We start from the raw sequence: 19,011 nt of genomic DNA, 5'->3' as shown, positions 1-19,011 counted from the left end.
TCGCAATTGGTCGTTGATGCGGGGGGCGACATGGCCTCCCCTCCCACCGTCACCCTGAACTTGTTTCAGGGTCCAACTCTCCACGGACGATACCGCTTGAGGCGCGTTGGATGCTGAAACAAGTTCAGCATGACGGCAGGTACTGAAGGTGGCGGTTAACCCAGCTTCGCCATCGCGCTGGCGGTGTCCACCATGCGGTTCGAGAAGCCCCATTCATTGTCGTACCAGCTGACGACGCGCACCAGCTTGCCGTCGATCACCGCGGTCTCGAGGCTGTCGACGGTCGACGAGGCCGAGGTGTGGACGATGTCGATCGAGACCAGGGGCTCGTCCGAATACCAGAGGATGCCCTTGAGCGGGCCGCTCTCGGACGCCGCCTTCAGCACCGCGTTGACTTCCTCGACGGTGGTGTCGCGCTTCGGCGTGAAGGTCAGGTCCACCAGCGAGCCGTCCGGAACCGGCACGCGGATCGCCGAGCCGTCCAGCTTGCCCTTCAGCTCGGGCAGCACCTCGGACACCGCGCGGGCGGCGCCGGTGGTGGTCGGGATGATGCTCATGGCGGCGGCACGGGCGCGGCGCAGGTCCGGATGGATCTGGTCGAGGATCTTCTGGTCGTTGGTATAGGCATGGACCGTGGTCATCAGGCCGCGCTCGATGCCGATCGTGTCGTTCAGCACCTTGGCGACCGGCGCTAGGCAGTTGGTGGTGCACGACGCGTTCGAGACGATCGCGTGGCCAGCCTCGAGCTTGTCATGGTTCACGCCGAACACGACGGTGAGGTCGACATTCTTGCCCGGGGCCGAGATCAGCACCTTCCTGGCGCCGGCATCGATGTGCTTCTGCGCCGAGGCACGGTCGGTGAAGAAGCCCGTGCACTCCAGCACCAGCTCCACGCCATTCTCGGCATGCGGCAGGTTGGCGGGGTCGCGCTCCTTGGTCACCTTGATGTGCTTGCCGTCGATGACCAGGTCGTCGCCCTCGGCGGTGACGGTGCCCGGATATTTGCCGTGCACGCTGTCGCGCGAGAACAGCCACGCGTTCGACTTGGCATCGGCCAGGTCATTGATCGTGACCAGCTCGAGCCCGCTGTCGGGGCGCTCGAGGATCGCGCGCGCCACCAGCCGACCGATGCGCCCGAACCCGTTGATCGCAACCTTCGTCATGCCTGTTCTCCGTTCAACTTTTCGACGATCCGCGGCACGATGGCTCCCGCGGTGAGCCCGAAATGCTCGTAGAGCTTCAGATAAGGGCCCGAGGCGCCGAATCCATCCACGCCGAAGTTCAGCCCGTCCAAGCCCGTATATCGCTCCCAGCCCAGCGTCGCGCCGGCCTCGATCGAGACCTTGAGCGCATGCGCCGGCAACAGGTCGCGCTTGTACTGCGCATCCTGTGCGTCGAAGCGCTCCCAGCACGGCATCGAGACGACATCGGCGCCGATGCCCTGGGCTTCCAGTTCATCCCGAACCGCAACGGCGATCTCGACTTCGGAGCCGCTGGCGATCAGCACCACCTGGCGGGGCGCCTCGGCCTCGCGAATGGCATAGGCGCCGCGCGCCGAGCGGTTCTCGGCGGCCTCGGTGCGCAGCTGCGGCAGGTTCTGGCGGCTGAGTGCGAGCAGGCCCGGGCCATCCTGGCGCTGGAGCGCGAGTTCCCAGCATTCGGCGGTCTCGACCACGTCGCACGGGCGATAGACGTCGAGATTGGGGATCAGGCGCAGGCTGGTCAGGTGCTCGACCGGCTGGTGGGTCGGGCCGTCCTCGCCCAGGCCGATCGAATCGTGGGTCATCACATAGACGACACGCGCCTGCTGGAGGGCCGAGAGGCGAATCGCCGCACGGGCATAGTCGGCAAAGACCAGGAACGTGCCGCCATAGGGGATCACGCCGCCATGCAGCGCCATGCCGTTCATCGCCGCCGACATGCCGAACTCGCGGATGCCGTAATAGACATAGCGGCTGGCATAGTTGCCGGCGCTGAACGTGCCCAGGCCCTTGGTCAGCGTGTTGTTCGAGCCGGTCAGGTCGGCCGAGCCGCCGACGGTGTCGGGGATCTGCGCGTTGATCGCCTCGAGCGCCATTTCGCTCGCCTTGCGGGTCGCGACCTTTTGCGGCGCGGCCAGCAGGCCCTGGACATGGTCGGCCATCGAGAACCAGGCCGGCAGCTCGCCGCGCATCCGGCGCTCGAACTCGGCGCGATCCTCATGCTCCGCGAGGCGCTGCTTCCACGCAGCGTGCGGCACGGCGCCGCGCTTGCCGGCTTCCAGCCAGGTCTCGCGGATATCGGCCGGAATCTCGAACGCCGGGTGGTCCCAGCCCAGCGCGGCCCGTGCGGCGGCGACTTCGTCCGCCCCCAGCGGCGAGCCGTGCACCTTGGACGAGCCCTGCTTGTTCGGGGCGCCGAAGCCGATGATCGTGCGGCACTTCACCAGCGACGGCAGGTCGCTGGCAAGCGCTTCGTCGATCGCACGGGCGATATCGGCCCGGTCATGGCCGTCGCATTCGACGACCTGCCAGCCGGACGCACGGTAACGCGCCGGAATGTCCTCGCTCGACGAGAGCGAGACGGCGCCGTCGATCGTGATCTTGTTGTCGTCCCACAGCACGATCAGCTTGCCGAGCTTCAGGTGCCCGGCCAGGCCGACCGCCTCATGGTTGATGCCTTCCATCAGGCAGCCGTCGCCGGCGATCACCCAGGTGCGGTGGTCGACCAGGCCATCGCCGTAAACGGCGTTCAAATGCCGCTCGGCAGCGGCCATGCCGACCGCCATCGCGAAGCCCTGGCCGAGCGGGCCGGTGGTGCATTCGACGCCCGGCAGCTCGAAATTCTCGGGATGGCCGGCGCAGGGGCTGCCGATCTGGCGGAAATCGCGGATGTCCCGCAGGGTTGGCTGCGCATAGCCGGTAAGATAGAGCGTGGAATAGAGCAGCATCGAGCCATGCCCGGCCGAGAGCACGAAGCGATCGCGGTCCGCCCATTTCGGATCGGCCGGATCGAACTTCAGATACTCCTGGAACAGCACCGTGGCCACGTCGGCCATGCCCATCGGCATGCCGGGATGCCCCGAATTGGCCGCCTCCACGGCGTCCATCGACAATGCCCGGATGGCATTGGCGCAATCGGCGAAGCTTGCGGTCACTTGGAGTCCCCTGATGCTGGCGCGGACGCCTTTGGTCACCTTGGACCGCCACGTCAACCGCCTCGACACCTCGACCCCCGGGCCGAACACCGGGCGGACTCGGGCCGGCGCTGCTCCGGTCCACCTCGTCGAACCCGCCCGGCAGCCATTGCCATTCAGGGGTTGCTAGGTTCCGATGGGGTGCGTAACGCTTGCGGCATGGCAAGTACGCCCGCCGATCGTATCGAACAGGCCCTCGTCCGCATCGAGAAAGCCGCCGCAGCGCGGGCCTATGCCTGCGAACGGATCACCCAGCGCCACGCCAAGCTGCGCGCCCGCATCGAGGATGCGGTGAGCTCGCTCGACGCGCTGATCGCGCGCGAAGCCGGGGCGGAGCAGGACTGATGGCGGACATCGACATCTCCGTCGCGGGCCGCAGCTATTCGGTCGCCACGCGCGAGGGCGACGAAGGGCATATCCGCCACCTCGAATCGATCCTGCAACGCCATGCCGACACCGCCCTGCGCGCGTCGGGCGGGCTGAATGCCGAGCGCACGCTCGTCTATCTCGCGCTGATCCTCGCCGACCTGCTCGACGAGACCGAACGCAATCCGCCCGAGGGCGTCTCGCCGCTGCTGCTGGAACGCATCGCCGATCGGCTGGAAGCGGTTGCAGCGGCGCTCGAAGAGGATGCAGGCGAAGCATAGGCTTCCCCTCCGTCATCCCAGGCCACGGAGAAGAAAGCGGGATGACGATTTTGGGCGAAGCCGTTGCGAAGGCCCCGCGAAACTCCTACATCCGTCCATGGCGGGCACTGCCCGGTACGAGCCATAGCAATTATCCCTGAGGCTATTCATCATCCATGGGGGCTGTCCCTGTGCGGATCCTGGTCCGCGGCACATGGTCCCCACCTGACGTAACGGGCGTCAGTGGATATTCTGGCAAACGGCCATGGCGGTCCCGCCACCGCTCCCCTAGAAGCGTGGCATGATCGACAAGCTAGCCTTGCGGGCCCAGCTCCGCGCCGAGCGCGACGCCTTCGCCATCGAAGCGAGCGAAGCGATCCTCGCGCCCGAGGCGTTCGTCGATCGCCTGGCCGCCGGGGCGACCGTCGCCACCTATGTCGCCATCGGCAGCGAAGCCGATCCCACCCAGCTCGCCGCTGCCGCCGCGGAGAAGGGTTGCGCGCTCGCCCTCCCCTTCGTCGTCGATCGCGCGGCGCCGATCCGGTTCCTGGCTTGGCGGATGGGCGAGCCGCTGGTCGATGGCCCGTTCGGCCTGCGCCAGCCACGCGCCGAGAGCCCGGAAATGGCGCCCGACGTGATCCTCACGCCCCTTGTCGGTTTCGACGCCCGCCTCAACCGCCTCGGCCAGGGCGCCGCGCATTACGACCGCGCCTTTGCCCGCTATCCCGATGCCTGGCGCGTCGGCGTCGCCTGGGCGATGCAGGAGGTGCCGGCCATCCCGTCCGACATCTGGGACGTGCCGCTCCACGCCGTGATCACCGAGAAAGGCATGACATGGCACGCCGGGAGGTAGCGCCGAGCTGGCGCAAGCCGGCGGGGGCGCTGGGCATCGTCGCCTGGATCCTGGCGTGGATCATACTGGTGGCGAGCTTTTCGCACTGGATCGGGCAGTTGCACGTGCTCGCCCAGCTGCCGATCTACGTCGTGACCGGCATCGTCTGGATCCTGCCGCTCGGCGGAGTGCTGCGCTGGATGGAGACGGGGCGCTGGCGCCGCGCCTAGCCTTTCCCGCCGTCCTTCGCTTCATCTTTCCCAGCGCCCTGGTCGCCGCGACCGCCGAATTTCCTGATCCCCAGCCAGACGGCACCGGCAGCGCCGATCACGGCCGCCAGCGCGACGAGCATGCCTTTCAGGCTGGTGAGGAATTTCGCCATGTCGTCGAAGAATTCGGGCCAGGTCCGCGGACGCGCCTGCACGTCGATCTCGAACGTCTTGGGCTCGAGCACCGGCTGCCAGACTTCCCCGGCACTCCCCAGAATCGGCACGCCCACGGTCAGGGTCAGCTTGTGCTTACCGGGGACGAGCGCCTCCACGCTCCATTGCCAGACCTGCCGACCCCGGCCCGGCATCGCCTTCACCACGCGCCCTTCGGGGGCGATCTTGAACATGCTGCTGGGAGACGTCAGCTCGGCCGAGACATTTTCGCCGATCGATACCTTTTCGGTCCGGATACTGTCCCCGCCGCCCGCAGCGTCGACAACGTCGACCATGGCATTGCGCACCGCCTCCGCTTCGGCCGCCTTCCCGACCACCAGCGTGATGGTCTCCGGAGCCCCCATCCGCATCGTGCTGGGCGGATCGAACGCGGCGATGCCGTCGGTCAGCGCATTCGCCTGCCGGGTATATTCGTCGCACTGCGCCGGGGAGGCCATCCTGCCGCCAATCGCCTTACAGGCGATTGGCGTGGAATCTACGGCAGCATTGCCCTCCGTAGCCGTCACGTCGATGACATTCTCGCTGGCGACATTCGACGTTCCACCCGCGCAGCCAGAGACGGCGAGCAGCGCAAATACGATCGGGAACATGAGACGGCGCATGGCTTCCTCCATAGGCACAGGGGAAACACGCGACCGTTCGTTGATCTGAGAATGTTTGGGCAAGTCTATGCGCCGCTCGCATCAAGCGCAAGCGCATGGCGCGAGTGACGGGGCTCGAACCCGCGACCTCCGGCGTGACAGGCCGGCGCTCTAACCAACTGAGCTACACCCGCATCTGCGCACGAGAAGGGACCATCCCTGCCACGGCATCGGTCCGCCGGGCTCCGCACGAGCGGCGCCTTTCCGGTCCGGCAATGGGGAATGGCGCGAGTGACGGGGCTCGAACCCGCGACCTCCGGCGTGACAGGCCGGCGCTCTAACCAACTGAGCTACACCCGCTCTCTCGAAGCGAGGAGGCGGGCACTAGACGCGAGATTCGGGGGTGTCAACCGGATTGGTCGCGACTTTTTCGCCGCAGCGGCCGATTATCCACAGGATCGTTCACCAAGGTCCCGTGCTCGAAGAGAAAACCGGCAATGTCCGGCTTGCCCGCCGCATTCACCACCGTCTGGATGATGATCAGCAGCGGCACCGCGAGCAGCGCCCCGGTAGTGCCCCATACCCAGCCCCAGAAGCTCAGCGAGATCAGGATCATGATCGGGCTGATCGTCAGCCGGTGCCCCACGATCAGCGGCGTCACCACATTCGCCTCGATCAGGTGGCAGGCGATCATCACGATCGGCGGCACGAACGCCCAGCCCAGGTCCGGAAAGGTCATCAGCCCGCCCATCGCCAGCAGCAGCGCGGCGAAGACCGGCCCGAAATAGGGGATATAGTTGAGCAGCGCGACGATGCCGCCCCACATCAGCGGTGTCGGCATGCCGATCGCCCACAGCACGCCCGCCACGATCAGCCCCAGCGTCAGGTTGATCAGCGTGATCGTACCCAGATAGGCCGAAGTGTCGTCCACCACGTCCTGGATCACGCGCGCCGTCGCCATCGCGCCGCCGAAGCTCGCCCGGCTGGTGATTGCGTTGCGCCGCAGGCGGGTCCAGCCCGAGAGGAAGAAATAGATGACGAGGATGGCGAAGAACATCTCCACCAGCGCCGAGGGAGCCGAGGTGGCGAACAGGTCGATCAGCGAGCGCGGCGGGGTCGCCGCCATCACTTCGGGCTGCTTCATCGGCGCCGAGGCGAAGTTCATCACCGTCTTGTTCACGAAACTGTCGAGATTCGCATAGAACTCGATCAGCGGCTTCAGATTCTCCTGGATCTGCGGGATCTTGGCGGGAAGATCGCGGATCCACTGCCAGGCCGGCACCACGATCGAGGCCAGCGCCACGTTCGCCGCGATCAGGAACAGCAGCACGCAGATGAACGCCGCGATCGGCGCGGGCACGCGGTGGCGCTCCAGCCATTCGAGCAGGGGCACCAGCGCGATCGCGATCACCAGCGCGGTGGTGAGCGGCAGGAAGAACACCGCGCCCGCCTGCAGCGCGAAGGGCAATGCCAGCAGCAGGCCGATCCCCGCCATCAGCGCCAGCGCCGCCATCAGCCGGTCGCGCTTCTGGCCGTCCCCCATGCTCTCCTGGCTCGAGGGCCCCAGCAGGGGCACCCTTGCCGGTCCGGACGACGTGCCGTCGTCCAGGGGTTCGCCGCCGATGCTGCCGGATCGATCGCTCACTTCTGCCCTTCCCTTTCGCGGCCGACCCTAGCGCGGATTGCAACGGATGTAATCCCGGCTAGTCTGGTGGGGATGGGCGAAAACATACTGGTCATCGACGAGGGCACCACCTCCACCCGCGCGATGCTGTTCGCGCCGTCGGGCAAGTGCCTGGGCAGCCACAGCGCCGACCTTACCCAGCATTATCCCGGCCCGGGCCTGGTCGAGCATGATGCCAACGAGATCTGGCGCCGCTCGCTCGAATGCGCGATGGCCATGGTCCAGCAGGCCGGCGGCGCCCAGGCGATCGCCGCGATCGGCATCACCAACCAGCGCGAGACCATCGTCTTCTGGGACAAGACCACCGGCGAGCCGCTGGCGCCGGCCATCGTCTGGCAGGACCGCCGCTCGGCCGCGATGTGCCGCGCCTGGCGCGAGGCGGGCGAGGAACCGGGCGTCCAGGCGCGCACCGGGCTGCTGCTCGATCCCTATTTCTCCGGCACCAAGATCGCCTGGGCGATGCGCAACTGGCCGCAACTGAAGGGCGTCGGCGATCGCCTCGCCATCGGCACGATCGAGAGCTGGCTGGTGTGGAAGCTCACCGGCGGCCTGCACGTCACCGATGCCACCAACGCTTCGCGCACCCTGCTGATGGGGCTCGGCTCCGGCGGATGGAGCGACGGGCTGCTCGACATGTTCTCCGCCCCGCGCGACGCGCTGCCGGAGATCGTCGATTGCGCCGGCAGGTTCGGCACCACCAGATTGTTCGGCGGCGAGATCCCGATCTGCGGCCTGGCCGGCGATCAGCAGGCCGCGACGATCGGCCAGGCCTGTCTCGAGCGCGGCGACACCAAGGCGACCTATGGCACCGGCGCCTTCGTGCTGACCAATGCCGGCAGCGCCCCGCCCTCCTCCAGGAACCGCCTGCTCGCCACCGTGCTCTGGCAACTGGGCGGGCGGCGCACCTATGCGATCGAGGGTTCCGTGTTCGTCGCCGGCAGCCTGGTCCAGTGGCTGCGCGATTCGGTGAAGCTGATCGAGACCGCGCAGGAGACCGAGGCGCTGGCCCGCTCGGTCAAGGACAATGGCGGTGTATATCTCGTCCCCGCCCTTAGCGGCCTTGGCGCGCCCTGGTGGGAACCGGAGGCCCGCGCCGCGATCTCGGGCCTCAGTTTCGCCGCCACCCGTGCCCATGTCGTCCGCGCCGCGCTGGAGGCGACGGCGCACCAGAGCCATGACCTGAAGGCCGCCTTCGCCGCCGACGGCACCGACTGGTCGCGCCTGCGGATCGATGGCGGCATGGTCACCAACGACTGGATCGCCCAGGACCTGGCCGACATCCTCGCGATTCCCGTGGACCGCCCCGACTTCGCCGAGACCACCGCGCTGGGAGCGGCGATGCTGGCGGGCGTCGGCTGCGGGATGTTCCGCGGGCTGGAGGACGCGGCGGCGATGCGGGGGGCCGGCGTGACGTTCGAGCCGAGGCTGGGTGGCGACGCCCGGCGATCCCGCCTTGAGGGCTGGCGCCAAGCCGTCCTCTCCGTCGTCACCCCCGCCAAAGCGGGGGCCCATCTCCCGGACTGACCGCGGGGGCGACGAAGGGGTTGGCGGGATGCCGCCCCTACCCCAGGAACATCCGTACATATTCCTCGACCGGGCGCCGCAGCAGCGTCTCGTTGACGAAGAACGGGATCGACCCCTTCTCCCATCGCCCGATCCGCACGCCGGCAGCGCGCCCGCGCTCGAGCGCCGCTTCGGCCAGCGCCTGCGGCATCTCCAGCCGGTAGATGTTCGACGCATCCGGGTTCGGCGCGCGCTTCACCTTGCCGCTGTGCTCCAGCGCCGCGAACAGTGCTTCGGCGGCGCCATGCGCCTTGGCGATGCTCTCGGGAAAGCGTTGCAGCCCGTCGAGCGCAAGCAGGGCCGGTGCCCAGCCCTGATAGATCAGCCCGCCATAGAGGTGCCGCCATTCGCGCGCCCGGGCGATCGTCGCCGCCGGCCCGGCCAATACCGCGCCGAACGGGGCCCCCAGATATTTGTAGAGCGAGACATAGACCGTCTCGAACGGCGCCACATACGCCTTGCGGTCGAGCGCGGGCGGCGCAAGCAGCAGCCGCGCGGCGTCGAGGTGCATCCGCGTGCCGTGCGCCGCCGCCAGCGCCGCGATCTCGGCGATGCGCTTCGGCGGGATCAGCTGCCCATCCAGCCGCCGCACGGGACTCTCCAGCGAGATCGCGCCGACCTTCAGCGCATAGGGCCCCTTTTCGGCGGCATCGAACGCCGCCACCAGTTCGTCCTGCGTCGGGGCCACCCGCCCCGCCGCCAGCGGCACCAGGTTGATGCCCGCCAGGCGCTGCGCCATGTTGCTCTCGTCGCGGTAGAGATGGCTGTCATATTGGCAGAGCGCATGCGGCGCGTCACCGCACAGCACCCGCAGCGCGACGTTGTTGGCGAGCGTGCCCGTCGGGAAAAAGGCACAGGCCTCCTTGCCGAGATAGTCCGCAAAGGCCTTTTCCAGCGCCTCGACCGCGCCGCCGTTCAGATAGCCGTCGCGCACCGATCCGCTGCCGGCCAGCGCCGCCAGTCGCGCCGACATGGCGACAGGGTCCGGAGGCGCGGAATCGCCGACCAGCCAGACGCTGCGCGCATCGACGGGAGGAAAGGCCGGTGCCGACTGCCAGCCTGCCGCCCGGGCCAGTGGCGGCATGGCCATGGCGGCAGCGGCGAGCCCCAGGAACGCGCGGCGATCGGAATGCATCGGGTGTCTCCCTTCGGATGCCGATCCTAGCGCGCGCCGCTGCTTCCGCCAGCGCCATTGCGCCTCAGGCCGCGGTCTCTCCGACGAACAACGCCCGCAGGTCCTTCTTCAGGATCTTGCCATTGGCGTTGCGGGGCAGCGTGTCGGCCGCGAAGCGCACCTGCACCGGCACCTTGAACGCCGCCAGCCGCTCGCGGACGAAGCCTTGGAGCTCCGCCTCGGTCGCGCTGGCGCCCGGCGCCATATGGACCACCGCCACCGGCTCCTCGCCCAGGATCTTGTGCGGCACGCCGATCAGCGCCGCGTCCATCACCCCGGGAAAGGCGTAGAGCACATCCTCCACTTCGCTCGAATAGATGTTCTCGCCGCCGCGGATCACGATGTCCTTGGCCCGGTCGACGATGAAGAGGAAACCTTCCTCGTCGAGCCTGGCCAGGTCGCCGGTGCGCACCCAGCCGTCGACAAAGGTCTCGGCGGTCGCCTCGGGCTTGCCCCAATAGCCCTTCACGATCATCGGCCCCTTGGCCCAGAGCTCGCCCACTTCCCCGACGGGGAGCTCGCGATCGCCCTCGACGGTCATGATCTTGAGGTCCGCGGTCGCTACCGGCTGGCCCGCGCTGGTCGGCCGGGTGAGATAATCCTCGCCGCTGTGCTGGGTTACCGTCGCCATCGTCTCGGTCATGCCCCAGCCATTGCCGGGCAGCGCGCCGAATTCCTCATAGATGCGCTTCACCAGCTCCGGAGCCGAGGGCGCGCCGCCATAGGAGATCGCCTCCAGACTGGAGAGGTCGTATTTCTCGCGCGCCGGATGCTCGAGCAGCTGCCAGGCGATCGTCGGCACGCCGCCGGTGAACGTCACCTTCTCGCGCTCGATCAGTCCCATCGCCTGCTCGGCGTCCCAGCGGCGCATGAACAATATCGTCTGTCCGGTCGCGATACCGGTCATCAGGGCGGCGCTGCACGCCGTGACGTGGAACAGCGGGATCACCAGCAGGCCCACCTTGTGCGGGATCACCGCCGGCGGCACCTCGCCCCGCCGCAGCATCGCGCGGGCCGCGCTGTACCCGCTCGACAGGATGTTGGTGCAGATGTTGCGGTGCGTGCCGAGTGCACCCTTGGGGTTTCCCGTGGTGCCGCTGGTGTAGAAGATCGTCGCATCGTCCTCGGGCGAGACCGCCACCTGCGGAAAGGGAATGTCGGGCAGGCCGGCCCAGTCCTTCCGCGTACCGATCAGCACCTCCAGGCGGCTGGCGTTGCCGCCCAGCTCCTCGTCGCAGCGGCTCACCACCACGCGCTCCAGCTCGGGCAGATGCGCGTAGCAATCCTTCAGCCGCGCATGCCGCTCGGCATCGACGAAGAGGATCTTCGCGCCCGAGTCCTTCAGCCCATATTCGAGCTCGCCGCCCGTCCACCATGCATTGAGCGGCACGATGATCGCGCCCAGGCTGGTCACCGCGAAGAAGATCGTCGGCCATTCCGGCAGGTTGCGCATCGCCAGCGCGACGCGGTCTCCCTTCCCCACCCCCATCTCGCTCAACCATTGCGCGAGGTGGCAGACCGCGCGGTAGTTCGCGTCATAGGTGACCCGCTCGTCCTCATAGATGGTGAAGACGCGGTCGCCATAGAGCCGCACCAGCTGCTGGAGCACGCCGAGCGTGGGCGGCGCGTTCTTCCAGATCCGCGTCGGCACGCCGCGAATGTCCACCTCGTCCATCTCGAAGCGCGCGCCCGGCGCGGTGAGCGCGGCCTTCACCTGCGCCAGCGACATCGCCGGCCAATTGGGGTCGAGCGGGACGATCGGTTCGGGGGCCAAGGCGATTCTCTCCAATCTATATGCGTCATGTTTCTAGAATGTTGGGTTTGGCACCGGATGCCGTACCGTAAACAACGTTAGTGTTGATTCATCGCGCGCTCAAGGCAATAGGGGAACCGCATCCGCGCGAAGATGCGAGTCACTGGTTTCGAATGAGAGGTATGCCAGCCGCATGAAACTTGCCAAGCCCGAAAACCAGGGTTTCGATGCTGGCCGGCTGGCGCGGATCGATCCGTATCTGAAGGCCCGCTATCTCGACTCGGGCAAGCTTCCGCACGCCCAGCTGCTGATCGCGCGGAAGGGCGAGATCGTGCACTTCTCCAGCCAGGGTGCTGCCCGCGAAGGCGGCGCGCCGGTGGACGAGGGCACCATCTTCCGCATCGCCTCCATGACCAAGCCGGTCACCAGCCTCGCCTTCATGATGCTGGTCGAGCAGGGGCTGGTCGGCCTTGACACCCCCGTCCACCACGTGCTGCCGGAGCTGAAGAATCTCGGCGTGTTCAAGGCCGGTGGCGACAAGGCGCCGTTCCAGGTCACCCCCACCGAGGAGCCGATGCGGATGGTGGACCTGCTCCGCCACACTTCGGGCTTCACCTACAGCTTCCAGAACCGCACCAATGTAGACGCCGCCTATCGGGCGGGCCGGATCGAGGACTGGCACGGCAATCTCGATCTCGACGGCTTCATCGCGGCCCTGGGCCAGATCCCGCTCGAATTCTCGCCGGGCGCCGAATGGAACTATTCGGTCTCCACCGACGTGCTCGGCGCCGTGGTCGAGCGCGCATCGGGCATGGCGCTCGCCGACTTCTTCCAGGAGCGCATCTTCGCGCCGCTCGGCATGCACGATACCGGCTTCACCATCCCCGCCGGCAAGGCCGATCGCCTCGCCGATTGCTGGGCCATGGTGCAGGGCAAGGGCCGGGTGATGTACGATCGCGGCGCGGAAAGCGCCTGGGCGCACGCCCCACGCCTGGTCTCGGGCGGCGGCGGCCTCCTCTCGACCGCGCTCGACTATCACCGCTTCTGCACCTTCTTCCTGAACAAGGGGCAGCTCGACGGCATCCGCCTGGTCAGCCGCAAGACGGTGGACCTGATGACGGTCAACCACCTGCCCGGCGGCTCGGACCTTCATGCCATGTCGCAGTCGCTGTTCAGCGAGACGACCAATGCCGGCACCGGCTTCGGCCTGGGCTTCGCGATCACCATGGACCCGGCCAAGGCGATGATCCCCGGCTCGGCCGGCGAATATTACTGGGGCGGGATGTTCTCCACGTCCTTCTTCATCGATCCCGTCGAACAGCTCTCGATGGTCTTCATGACGCAACTTTCCCCGTCGATGCTCTACCCGATCCGGCGCGAGCTGAAGACGCTGATCTATTCGGCACTGGCGGACTGATGATGTTTCTCACGCGAAGGCGCGATGGCGCGAAGATCCTGGCTCGCGCAGAGGCGCGGAGGATGCAGAGAGGAAGTCTTGCCGCGCAAGCGACAACCTTCGTCTCGGCCTCCCAGCCTGATCGGCCGCCGACGCGGCGGAATGCCGCCGCCGTGAGCCCATCACCTCTGCGCGAACAATCTCACTTTCTTCTTCGCGTCTTCGCGCCTTCGCGTGAATCAAACTCACACTCTCCACGCCGTCGCGTGAACCATTAACTGGAGACGAACATGACCTCCCCCATCACCACCACTCGCCAGGGCGACGTCCTGATCATCACTTCGGACAATCCGCCGGTGAACGCACTCGGCGCGGCGGTCCGCCAGGGCATCCAGGCCGGCATTCAGGAAGCCAAGGGCGACGACGGCATCAAGGCGGTCGTGATCACCTGCGCCGGCAAGACCTTCTTCGCGGGCGCCGACATCACCGAGTTCGGCAAGCCGATGCAGGAGCCGTCGCTCCCGGTGCTGGTCGACGAGATCGAAGCGCTCGACAAGCCGGTGATCGCCGCCGTCCACGGCACTGCGCTCGGCGGCGGCTGCGAAGTCGCCCTCGCCTCGCACTATCGCATCGCCGTCCCTAGCGCGAAGTTCGGCCTGCCCGAGGTGAAGCTCGGCATCCTGCCCGGCGCCGGCGGCACCCAGCGCATGCCGCGCGTGGCGGGCGTCGAAGTCGCGCTCGAAATGGCGAGCAAGGGCGACCCGATCTCGGCCGAGCAGGCCAAGGCCGCCGGCCTGGTCGATCGCCTCGCGGCCGAGGGCAATCTCGTTGCCGACGCCGTCGCCTTCGCGCAGGAAGTGATCGGCAAGCCGGTCTCGCGTTCGTCCGAGCGTCCGATCACCGTCGATCCGGCGGTGTTCGAGGCATTCCGCGCCAAGAACGCCAAGCGCTTCCGCGGCATGGACGCACCGAACACGATCGTCGACCTGATCGAGCAGACCGCCGGCAAGCCCTATGCCGAAGGCGTCCAGGCCGAGCGCATGGGCTTCATGAAACTGATCATGGGCACCCAGTCCGCGGCGCTCCGCCACATCTTCTTCGCCGAGCGCAAGGCGGCGAAGATCGACGGCATCGCCGAGGACATCGCGCTGCGTGACATCAAGCGCGTCGGCGTGATCGGCGCCGGCACGATGGGCGGCGGTATCTCGATGAACTTCCTGTCGGCCGGCGTGCCGGTGACCATCGTCGAGATGGCGCAGGAAGCGCTCGATCGCGGCACCGGCGTGATCCGCAAGAATTACGAGGCGACCGCCGCCAAGGGCCGCATGACTGCCGAGCAGGTGGAAGGCGCGATGGGCCTGCTCAACCCGACGCTCGATTTCGATGCGCTCGGCGCGTGCGACCTGATCATCGAGGCCGTCTATGAGAATATGGACGTCAAGAAGGACATCTTCGGCAAGCTCGACAAGATCGCCAAGCCGGGCGCCATCCTCGCCTCGAACACCAGCTATCTGAACATCGACGAGATCGCCGCGGCCACCTCGCGTCCGCAGGACGTGCTCGGCCTGCACTTCTTCTCGCCGGCCAACGTGATGAAGCTGCTCGAGATCGTCCGCGGCGCCAAGACCGCCGACGACGTGCTCGCCACCGCCATGGCCGTGTCGAAGAAGATCAAGAAGGTCGCCGTCATCGCCGGCGTCTGCTACGGCTTCATCGGCAACCGCATGCTGATGCCGCGCCAGGTCGAGGCGAACAAGATGCTGCTCGAAGGCGCCACGCCCGAGCAGATCGACAAGGTCCATGTCGCCTTCGGCATGCCGATGGGCCCGTTCCAGATGGCCGATCTCGCCGGTGTCGACATCGGCTGGCACCGCGATCCGAACCGGATCGAGAATATCCGCGATGCGCTCGCCGCCGAGGGCCGCTGGGGCCAGAAGAAGAGCGCCGGCTTCTACGATTATGACGAGAAGCGCACCCCCTCGAACTCGCCGCGCGTCGCCGAGCTGATCGCCGAGTGGCGCGAGAAGCTGGGCGTGCCGCAGCACGAAGTAACCGAGGAGGAGATCGTCGTCCGCACGCTCTACACCATGGTCAACGAAGGCGCGCTGATCCTCGCCGAGAAGATGGCCCAGCGCGCGTCGGACATCGATGTGGTGTGGGTCTATGGCTATGGCTGGCCCCCGTATCGCGGCGGCCCGATGTTCTGGGCCGATACCGAGGGTCTCAAGAAGATCGTCGAGGGCCTGGAGAAATACGGCTTCGAAGTCGCTCCCTTGCTCCGCGAAAAGGCGGAAAAGGGCGAGAAGTTCAACAAGTAAGAGGAACCGTCACCCCGGCGAAAGCCGGGGTCTCGGGGCCCAAGCGCACAGCGAGCGGCACGAGATCCCGGCGTCTGCCGGGGTGACGAGGAGAGGATGAATGGCAGAGGATCTGGACACCTTCCGCGCCGAAACCCGCGCCTGGCTGGAGGAAAACTGCCCGGCGGAAATGCGCACCCCGCCCAAGTCGGAAAAGGAAACCACCTGGGGCGGCCGCAATCCCGAATATGCGCATCCGGACCAGAAGGTCTGGCTCGATCGCATGGCGTCGCGCGGCTGGACCGTGCCCGATTGGCCCAAGGCCTATGGCGGCGGCGGGCTCTCGCCGGCGGAGACCAAGATCCTCCGCGAGGAGCTGAAGGCAATCAAGGCCCGCAACCCGCTCAACTCGTTCGGCATCTCGATGCTCGGCCCGGCGCTGCTCAAATACGGCACCGAGGAGCAGAAGCTCGAGCATCTCCCGAAGATTGCACGCGGCGAAATCCGCTGGTGCCAGGGCTATAGCGAGCCCAATGCCGGCTCGGATCTGGCCGGACTGCAAACCTCCGCGGACGATGCCGGCGATCACTTCGTCGTCAACGGCCAGAAGGTGTGGACCAGCTATGCCGACAAGGCCGACTGGATCTTCTGCCTCGTCCGCACCGACAAGAGCGTCAAGCAGGCCGGGATCAGCTTCCTGCTGTTCGACATGGCTTCGCCTGGCGTCAGCACCAAGCCGATCCTGTTGATCAGCGGCAATTCGCCCTTCTGCGAGACCTTCTTCGACAATGTCGAAGTGCCCAAGGGCAACCTGCTCGGCACGCTCAACAAGGGCTGGGACGTCGCAAAGTATCTGCTCGGCCATGAGCGCGAGATGATCTCGGGCTTCGGCCTGGGCGGCGCTGGCAAGGACCCGCTGGTCGAGGCGGCGCGCAAGGGCGTCGATCCGATCCTGCGCGCCCAGATCGCGCTGTTCGAGGTGCGCTCCAAGGCATTCACCGCGATGTCGGAGAAGTTCATCGACGAGCTGAAGGCCGGCCAAGCGCATCCGGCCCAGCCTTCGATGATGAAATATTACGGCACCGAGCTGAACAAGGCCCGGCACGAGTTGCAGATGGCCGCCGGTGGATCGGATGCGCTGGAATGGGAAAGCGACGCCAGTCATCAGGGCGCCGCGGCGCGCACCTGGCTGCGCACCAAGGCCAATTCGATCGAAGGCGGCACCAGCGAGATCCAGCTCAACATCATCGCCAAGCGGATCCTGGATCTGCCAGCATAGCCGTCATCCCGGCGAAGGCCGGGATCCCAGGCGGCAAGCGAACGACATTCGGCACGAGATCCCGGCTTTCGCCGGGATGACGGAGTGAGAAATGCCCCTCTACCTCAACGACGACCAGACGATGCTCCGCGACACCGCAAAGGATTTCGTCGCCTCGGAAGCCCCGATCGCGCATATGCGCGCGCTGCGCGATGCCGATGACGCCACCGGCTTCTCGCGCACGCTGTGGAAGCAGTTCGCCGAGATGGGCTTCACCGGAATCCTGATTCCCGAAGCGGATGGCGGCCTCGGCCTCGGCCATGTCGAGGCGGGCGTGGTGCTCGAGGAGATCGGCCGCAACCTCTCGCCTTCCCCCTTCCTCGCCACCGCCGTGGCGGCGGTCGAGGCACTGAGGGGCACTGCTGCGGCAGCCCAATGGTATCCCGGCATCCTCTCTGGCGAGACCGTCGCCGCGCTCGCGATCGACGAAGGCGCCAAGCACAACGGCAGGATCGCGATGCAGGCCGAGCGCTCGGGCAACGGCTTCCGCCTCACCGGCGCCAAGCAGTTCGTCACGCATGGCCATGTCGCCGACCTGCTGCTCGTCGCGGCGAAAACCGAGAACGGCACCACGCTGTTCGCCGTCCCCAATGACGCGGCCCACCTCACCGTCACGCCCGAGCGGTTGGCGGATTCGAGCATCGCCGCCCGCCTTCGGTTCGACGGCGTGGAAGTCGATGCCGATGCGGTGATCGGCGAAGTCGACCAGGGCAACGGCCCGCTCGCCCGCCTGCTCGCCGCGGGCCGTACCGGCGCCTCGGCCGAGATGATCGGCGTCGGCGGCGGTGCGATGGACATGACCGTGTCGTATCTGCGCGAGCGCAAGCAGTTCGGCGTCGCCATCGGCAGCTTCCAGGCGCTCCAGCATCGCGCCGCGCATCTCTACAGCGAAATGGAAGTCGCCCACGCCGCCGTGCTCAAGGCGCAGCAGCTGCTCGATGCCGGCCCGGAATACGCCGCCGCCGCGGAGGCCGTCGCCGTCGCCAAGGCGATGACGGGGCTTGCCACCACGCTCGCCGTGCAGGAGGGTGTCCAGATGCACGGGGGCATCGGCATGACCGACGAGTTCGACATCGGCTTCTTCATGAAGCGCGCCCGCGTCCTCGCCGAGATGTTCGGCGACAGCAACTTCCACGCCGATGCGCTGGCGGAAGCATCCGGCTACTAACCCTTCACCGTTCGCCCTGAGCTTGTCGAAGGGCCGTCTTTCTTCTGAGCGGGAAAGAAGAACGGTGCTTCGACAGGCTCAGCACGAACGGTTTTGATCGAATGTCCGAAGACACCCCGGAACGCGCCACCGAGCCTCAGGCCCTGGTCGATCAGCTCACCCGGCTGCTCGACGTCGAGCGCATCGACACCGATCTCTATCGCGGGCCCCGCCAGCCCGGCGGCGTCGGCCGCGTGTTCGGCGGCCAGGTGGTCGCCCAGGCGCTCCAGGCCGCACAGCGCTCGGTCGAGGACGACAAGCTCGCCCATTCGCTCCACGCCTATTTCATGCGCCCGGGCGACGAGAACCATCCGATCATCTACCGCGTCGTGCGCGATTTCGACGGGCGCAGCTTCGCCAATCGCCGGATCATTGCGATGCAGGGCGGCCAGCCGATCCTCAACATGACAGCGAGCTTCCAGCTGCCCGCCGACGGCCTGCACCATCAGTTCGACATGCCCGACGTGCCCGATCCGGACAGCCTCGTCTCCGAACGCGACCTGCGCGAGGCGATCCGCGACGAGGTGCCCGAGAAATTCCGTCGCTTCTTCCTGCGCGCACGGCCGATCGAGATCCGCCCGGTCAACCCGCGCAACTGGTTCAAGCCGGTGAAGAGCGAGCCCGTCCAGCACAGCTGGTTCCGCGTCGTGGCGCCCTTGCCCGACGATCCCGCGCTCCACCGCGCGATGCTCACCTACGCCACCGACATGACGCTGCTCGGCACGTGCATGCTGCCGCACGGCGTCAGCTGGATGAACGGCGGGGTGCAGACCGCCAGCCTCGATCATGCCGTCTGGCTGCACGAGCCGTTCCGTTTCGACGAATGGCTGCTCTATACCACCGACAGCCCCTGGGCCGGTCACTCGCGCGGCTTCAACCGCGGCCGCATCTATGCGCGCGACGGCCGGCTCGTCGCCAGCGTGGCGCAGGAGGGGCTGGTCCGCGTCAAGGACTAAGCCCTT

The 19,011-nt window shown here is 67.2% G+C and carries 16 protein-coding genes and 2 tRNA genes; 10 read left to right on the top strand and 8 right to left on the bottom strand.

Annotation, left to right across the window (positions count from 1 at the left end):
• Positions 1-155 precede the first annotated feature (155 nt).
• Together gap and tkt are read right to left on the bottom strand one after the other, a co-directional pair.
• Positions 156-1,163 (bottom strand): type I glyceraldehyde-3-phosphate dehydrogenase, encoded by a 1,008-nt coding sequence (gene gap, locus CAP40_RS11350; RefSeq protein ID WP_086129627.1) that lies wholly within the window; start codon positions 1,161-1,163, stop codon positions 156-158.
• A complete protein-coding gene (tkt, locus tag CAP40_RS11345) occupies positions 1,160-3,136 on the bottom strand; it encodes a transketolase (RefSeq protein WP_086130074.1) in 1,977 nt (658 codons plus the stop codon). The genes gap and tkt overlap by 4 nt, the downstream gene beginning before the upstream one ends.
• Positions 3,137-3,334: 198 nt before the next feature.
• On the opposite strand from tkt, the gene CAP40_RS11340 reads away from it, so the two are divergent.
• From CAP40_RS11340 to CAP40_RS11325, 4 genes are all read left to right on the top strand, one after another.
• Positions 3,335-3,520, top strand: coding sequence for a hypothetical protein (locus CAP40_RS11340; protein WP_086129626.1), 186 nt, complete (start codon positions 3,335-3,337; stop codon positions 3,518-3,520).
• Positions 3,520-3,822 carry a cell division protein ZapA gene (locus CAP40_RS11335; protein ID WP_086129625.1) on the top strand — a complete coding sequence of 101 codons (303 nt, stop codon included), beginning with the start codon at positions 3,520-3,522 and terminating at the stop codon, positions 3,820-3,822. Before CAP40_RS11340 ends, CAP40_RS11335 begins: the two co-directional genes overlap by 1 nt.
• 280 nt (positions 3,823-4,102) lie before the next feature.
• Positions 4,103-4,654, top strand: a complete 552-nt coding sequence (locus tag CAP40_RS11330) for a 5-formyltetrahydrofolate cyclo-ligase (protein WP_086129624.1) — start codon at positions 4,103-4,105, stop codon at positions 4,652-4,654.
• On the top strand, positions 4,636-4,863 hold the full coding sequence (locus CAP40_RS11325; protein WP_086129623.1) for a DUF2842 domain-containing protein: 228 nt from the start codon (positions 4,636-4,638) through the stop codon (positions 4,861-4,863). The genes CAP40_RS11330 and CAP40_RS11325 overlap by 19 nt, the downstream gene beginning before the upstream one ends.
• On the opposite strand, the gene CAP40_RS11320 is transcribed toward CAP40_RS11325, so the two are convergent.
• From CAP40_RS11320 to CAP40_RS11305, 4 genes are all read right to left on the bottom strand, one after another.
• Positions 4,860-5,678, bottom strand: a complete 819-nt coding sequence (locus tag CAP40_RS11320; RefSeq protein WP_144034328.1) for a hypothetical protein — start codon at positions 5,676-5,678, stop codon at positions 4,860-4,862. The two genes, CAP40_RS11325 and CAP40_RS11320, sit on opposite strands and share 4 nt — an antisense overlap.
• 96 nt (positions 5,679-5,774) lie before the next feature.
• A tRNA-Asp gene (locus CAP40_RS11315) sits at positions 5,775-5,851 on the bottom strand.
• 89 nt (positions 5,852-5,940) lie between these two features.
• Positions 5,941-6,017, bottom strand: a tRNA-Asp gene (locus tag CAP40_RS11310).
• A 46-nt stretch (positions 6,018-6,063) separates the two neighbouring features.
• Positions 6,064-7,302 carry an AI-2E family transporter gene (locus CAP40_RS11305; RefSeq protein WP_373384903.1) on the bottom strand — a complete coding sequence of 413 codons (1,239 nt, stop codon included), beginning with the start codon at positions 7,300-7,302 and terminating at the stop codon, positions 6,064-6,066.
• Positions 7,303-7,374: 72 nt separating this feature from the next.
• Between CAP40_RS11305 and CAP40_RS11300 the strand changes: the two genes are divergently transcribed.
• Complete coding sequence (locus CAP40_RS11300; RefSeq protein WP_086129621.1) at positions 7,375-8,865, top strand: glycerol kinase; 1,491 nt, start codon at positions 7,375-7,377, stop codon at positions 8,863-8,865.
• A gap of 37 nt (positions 8,866-8,902) precedes the next feature.
• Here the strand turns inward: CAP40_RS11300 and CAP40_RS11295 are convergent, their stop codons facing one another.
• The gene (locus tag CAP40_RS11295; protein WP_086129620.1) at positions 8,903-10,039 is read right to left on the bottom strand and encodes a low specificity L-threonine aldolase; all 1,137 of its coding nucleotides are present in this window, start codon (positions 10,037-10,039) and stop codon (positions 8,903-8,905) included.
• Between the two features lie 64 nt (positions 10,040-10,103).
• Positions 10,104-11,807, bottom strand: coding sequence for a class I adenylate-forming enzyme family protein (locus tag CAP40_RS11290; RefSeq protein WP_086130072.1), 1,704 nt, complete (start codon positions 11,805-11,807; stop codon positions 10,104-10,106).
• A 217-nt stretch (positions 11,808-12,024) separates the two neighbouring features.
• On the opposite strand from CAP40_RS11290, the gene CAP40_RS11285 reads away from it, so the two are divergent.
• The 5 genes from CAP40_RS11285 to CAP40_RS11265 all read left to right on the top strand — a co-directional run bounded on the left by CAP40_RS11285 (position 12,025) and on the right by CAP40_RS11265 (position 19,005).
• The gene (locus CAP40_RS11285; protein ID WP_086129619.1) at positions 12,025-13,248 is read left to right on the top strand and encodes a serine hydrolase; all 1,224 of its coding nucleotides are present in this window, start codon (positions 12,025-12,027) and stop codon (positions 13,246-13,248) included.
• Between the two features lie 269 nt (positions 13,249-13,517).
• Complete coding sequence (locus CAP40_RS11280; RefSeq protein WP_086129618.1) at positions 13,518-15,545, top strand: 3-hydroxyacyl-CoA dehydrogenase NAD-binding domain-containing protein; 2,028 nt, start codon at positions 13,518-13,520, stop codon at positions 15,543-15,545.
• Positions 15,546-15,645: 100 nt separating this feature from the next.
• Positions 15,646-16,803, top strand: a complete 1,158-nt coding sequence (locus CAP40_RS11275) for an acyl-CoA dehydrogenase family protein (RefSeq protein ID WP_086129617.1) — start codon at positions 15,646-15,648, stop codon at positions 16,801-16,803.
• 91 nt (positions 16,804-16,894) lie between these two features.
• Complete coding sequence (locus tag CAP40_RS11270; protein ID WP_086129616.1) at positions 16,895-18,010, top strand: acyl-CoA dehydrogenase family protein; 1,116 nt, start codon at positions 16,895-16,897, stop codon at positions 18,008-18,010.
• A gap of 101 nt (positions 18,011-18,111) precedes the next feature.
• The gene (locus tag CAP40_RS11265; protein ID WP_086129615.1) at positions 18,112-19,005 is read left to right on the top strand and encodes an acyl-CoA thioesterase II; all 894 of its coding nucleotides are present in this window, start codon (positions 18,112-18,114) and stop codon (positions 19,003-19,005) included.
• Positions 19,006-19,011 lie beyond the last annotated feature (6 nt).

The sequence above is a fragment of the Sphingomonas sp. IBVSS2 genome, from assembly GCF_002127225.1.
In the GTDB taxonomy this organism is placed as follows: domain Bacteria; phylum Pseudomonadota; class Alphaproteobacteria; order Sphingomonadales; family Sphingomonadaceae; genus Sphingomonas.
The sequence above is the reverse complement of the archived record's forward strand: the minus strand, read 5'-3'. Positions and strand labels throughout refer to the sequence as shown.

Excerpts from the sequence above, each read along its gene's own strand:
- gap (WP_086129627.1), bottom strand. The coding sequence starts at position 1,163 with ATGACGAAGGTTGCGATCAACGGGTTCGGGCGCATCGGTCGGCTGGTG.
- CAP40_RS11340 (WP_086129626.1), top strand. The coding sequence starts at position 3,335 with ATGGCAAGTACGCCCGCCGATCGTATCGAACAGGCCCTCGTCCGCATC.
- CAP40_RS11335 (WP_086129625.1), top strand. The coding sequence starts at position 3,520 with ATGGCGGACATCGACATCTCCGTCGCGGGCCGCAGCTATTCGGTCGCC.
- CAP40_RS11330 (WP_086129624.1), top strand. The coding sequence starts at position 4,103 with ATGATCGACAAGCTAGCCTTGCGGGCCCAGCTCCGCGCCGAGCGCGAC.
- CAP40_RS11325 (WP_086129623.1), top strand. The coding sequence starts at position 4,636 with ATGGCACGCCGGGAGGTAGCGCCGAGCTGGCGCAAGCCGGCGGGGGCG.
- CAP40_RS11320 (WP_144034328.1), bottom strand. The coding sequence starts at position 5,678 with ATGCGCCGTCTCATGTTCCCGATCGTATTTGCGCTGCTCGCCGTCTCT.
- CAP40_RS11300 (WP_086129621.1), top strand. The coding sequence starts at position 7,375 with ATGGGCGAAAACATACTGGTCATCGACGAGGGCACCACCTCCACCCGC.
- CAP40_RS11295 (WP_086129620.1), bottom strand. The coding sequence starts at position 10,039 with ATGCATTCCGATCGCCGCGCGTTCCTGGGGCTCGCCGCTGCCGCCATG.
- CAP40_RS11290 (WP_086130072.1), bottom strand. The coding sequence starts at position 11,807 with ATGTCGCTGGCGCAGGTGAAGGCCGCGCTCACCGCGCCGGGCGCGCGC.
- CAP40_RS11285 (WP_086129619.1), top strand. The coding sequence starts at position 12,025 with ATGAAACTTGCCAAGCCCGAAAACCAGGGTTTCGATGCTGGCCGGCTG.
- CAP40_RS11280 (WP_086129618.1), top strand. The coding sequence starts at position 13,518 with ATGACCTCCCCCATCACCACCACTCGCCAGGGCGACGTCCTGATCATC.
- CAP40_RS11275 (WP_086129617.1), top strand. The coding sequence starts at position 15,646 with ATGGCAGAGGATCTGGACACCTTCCGCGCCGAAACCCGCGCCTGGCTG.
- CAP40_RS11270 (WP_086129616.1), top strand. The coding sequence starts at position 16,895 with ATGCCCCTCTACCTCAACGACGACCAGACGATGCTCCGCGACACCGCA.
- CAP40_RS11265 (WP_086129615.1), top strand. The coding sequence starts at position 18,112 with ATGTCCGAAGACACCCCGGAACGCGCCACCGAGCCTCAGGCCCTGGTC.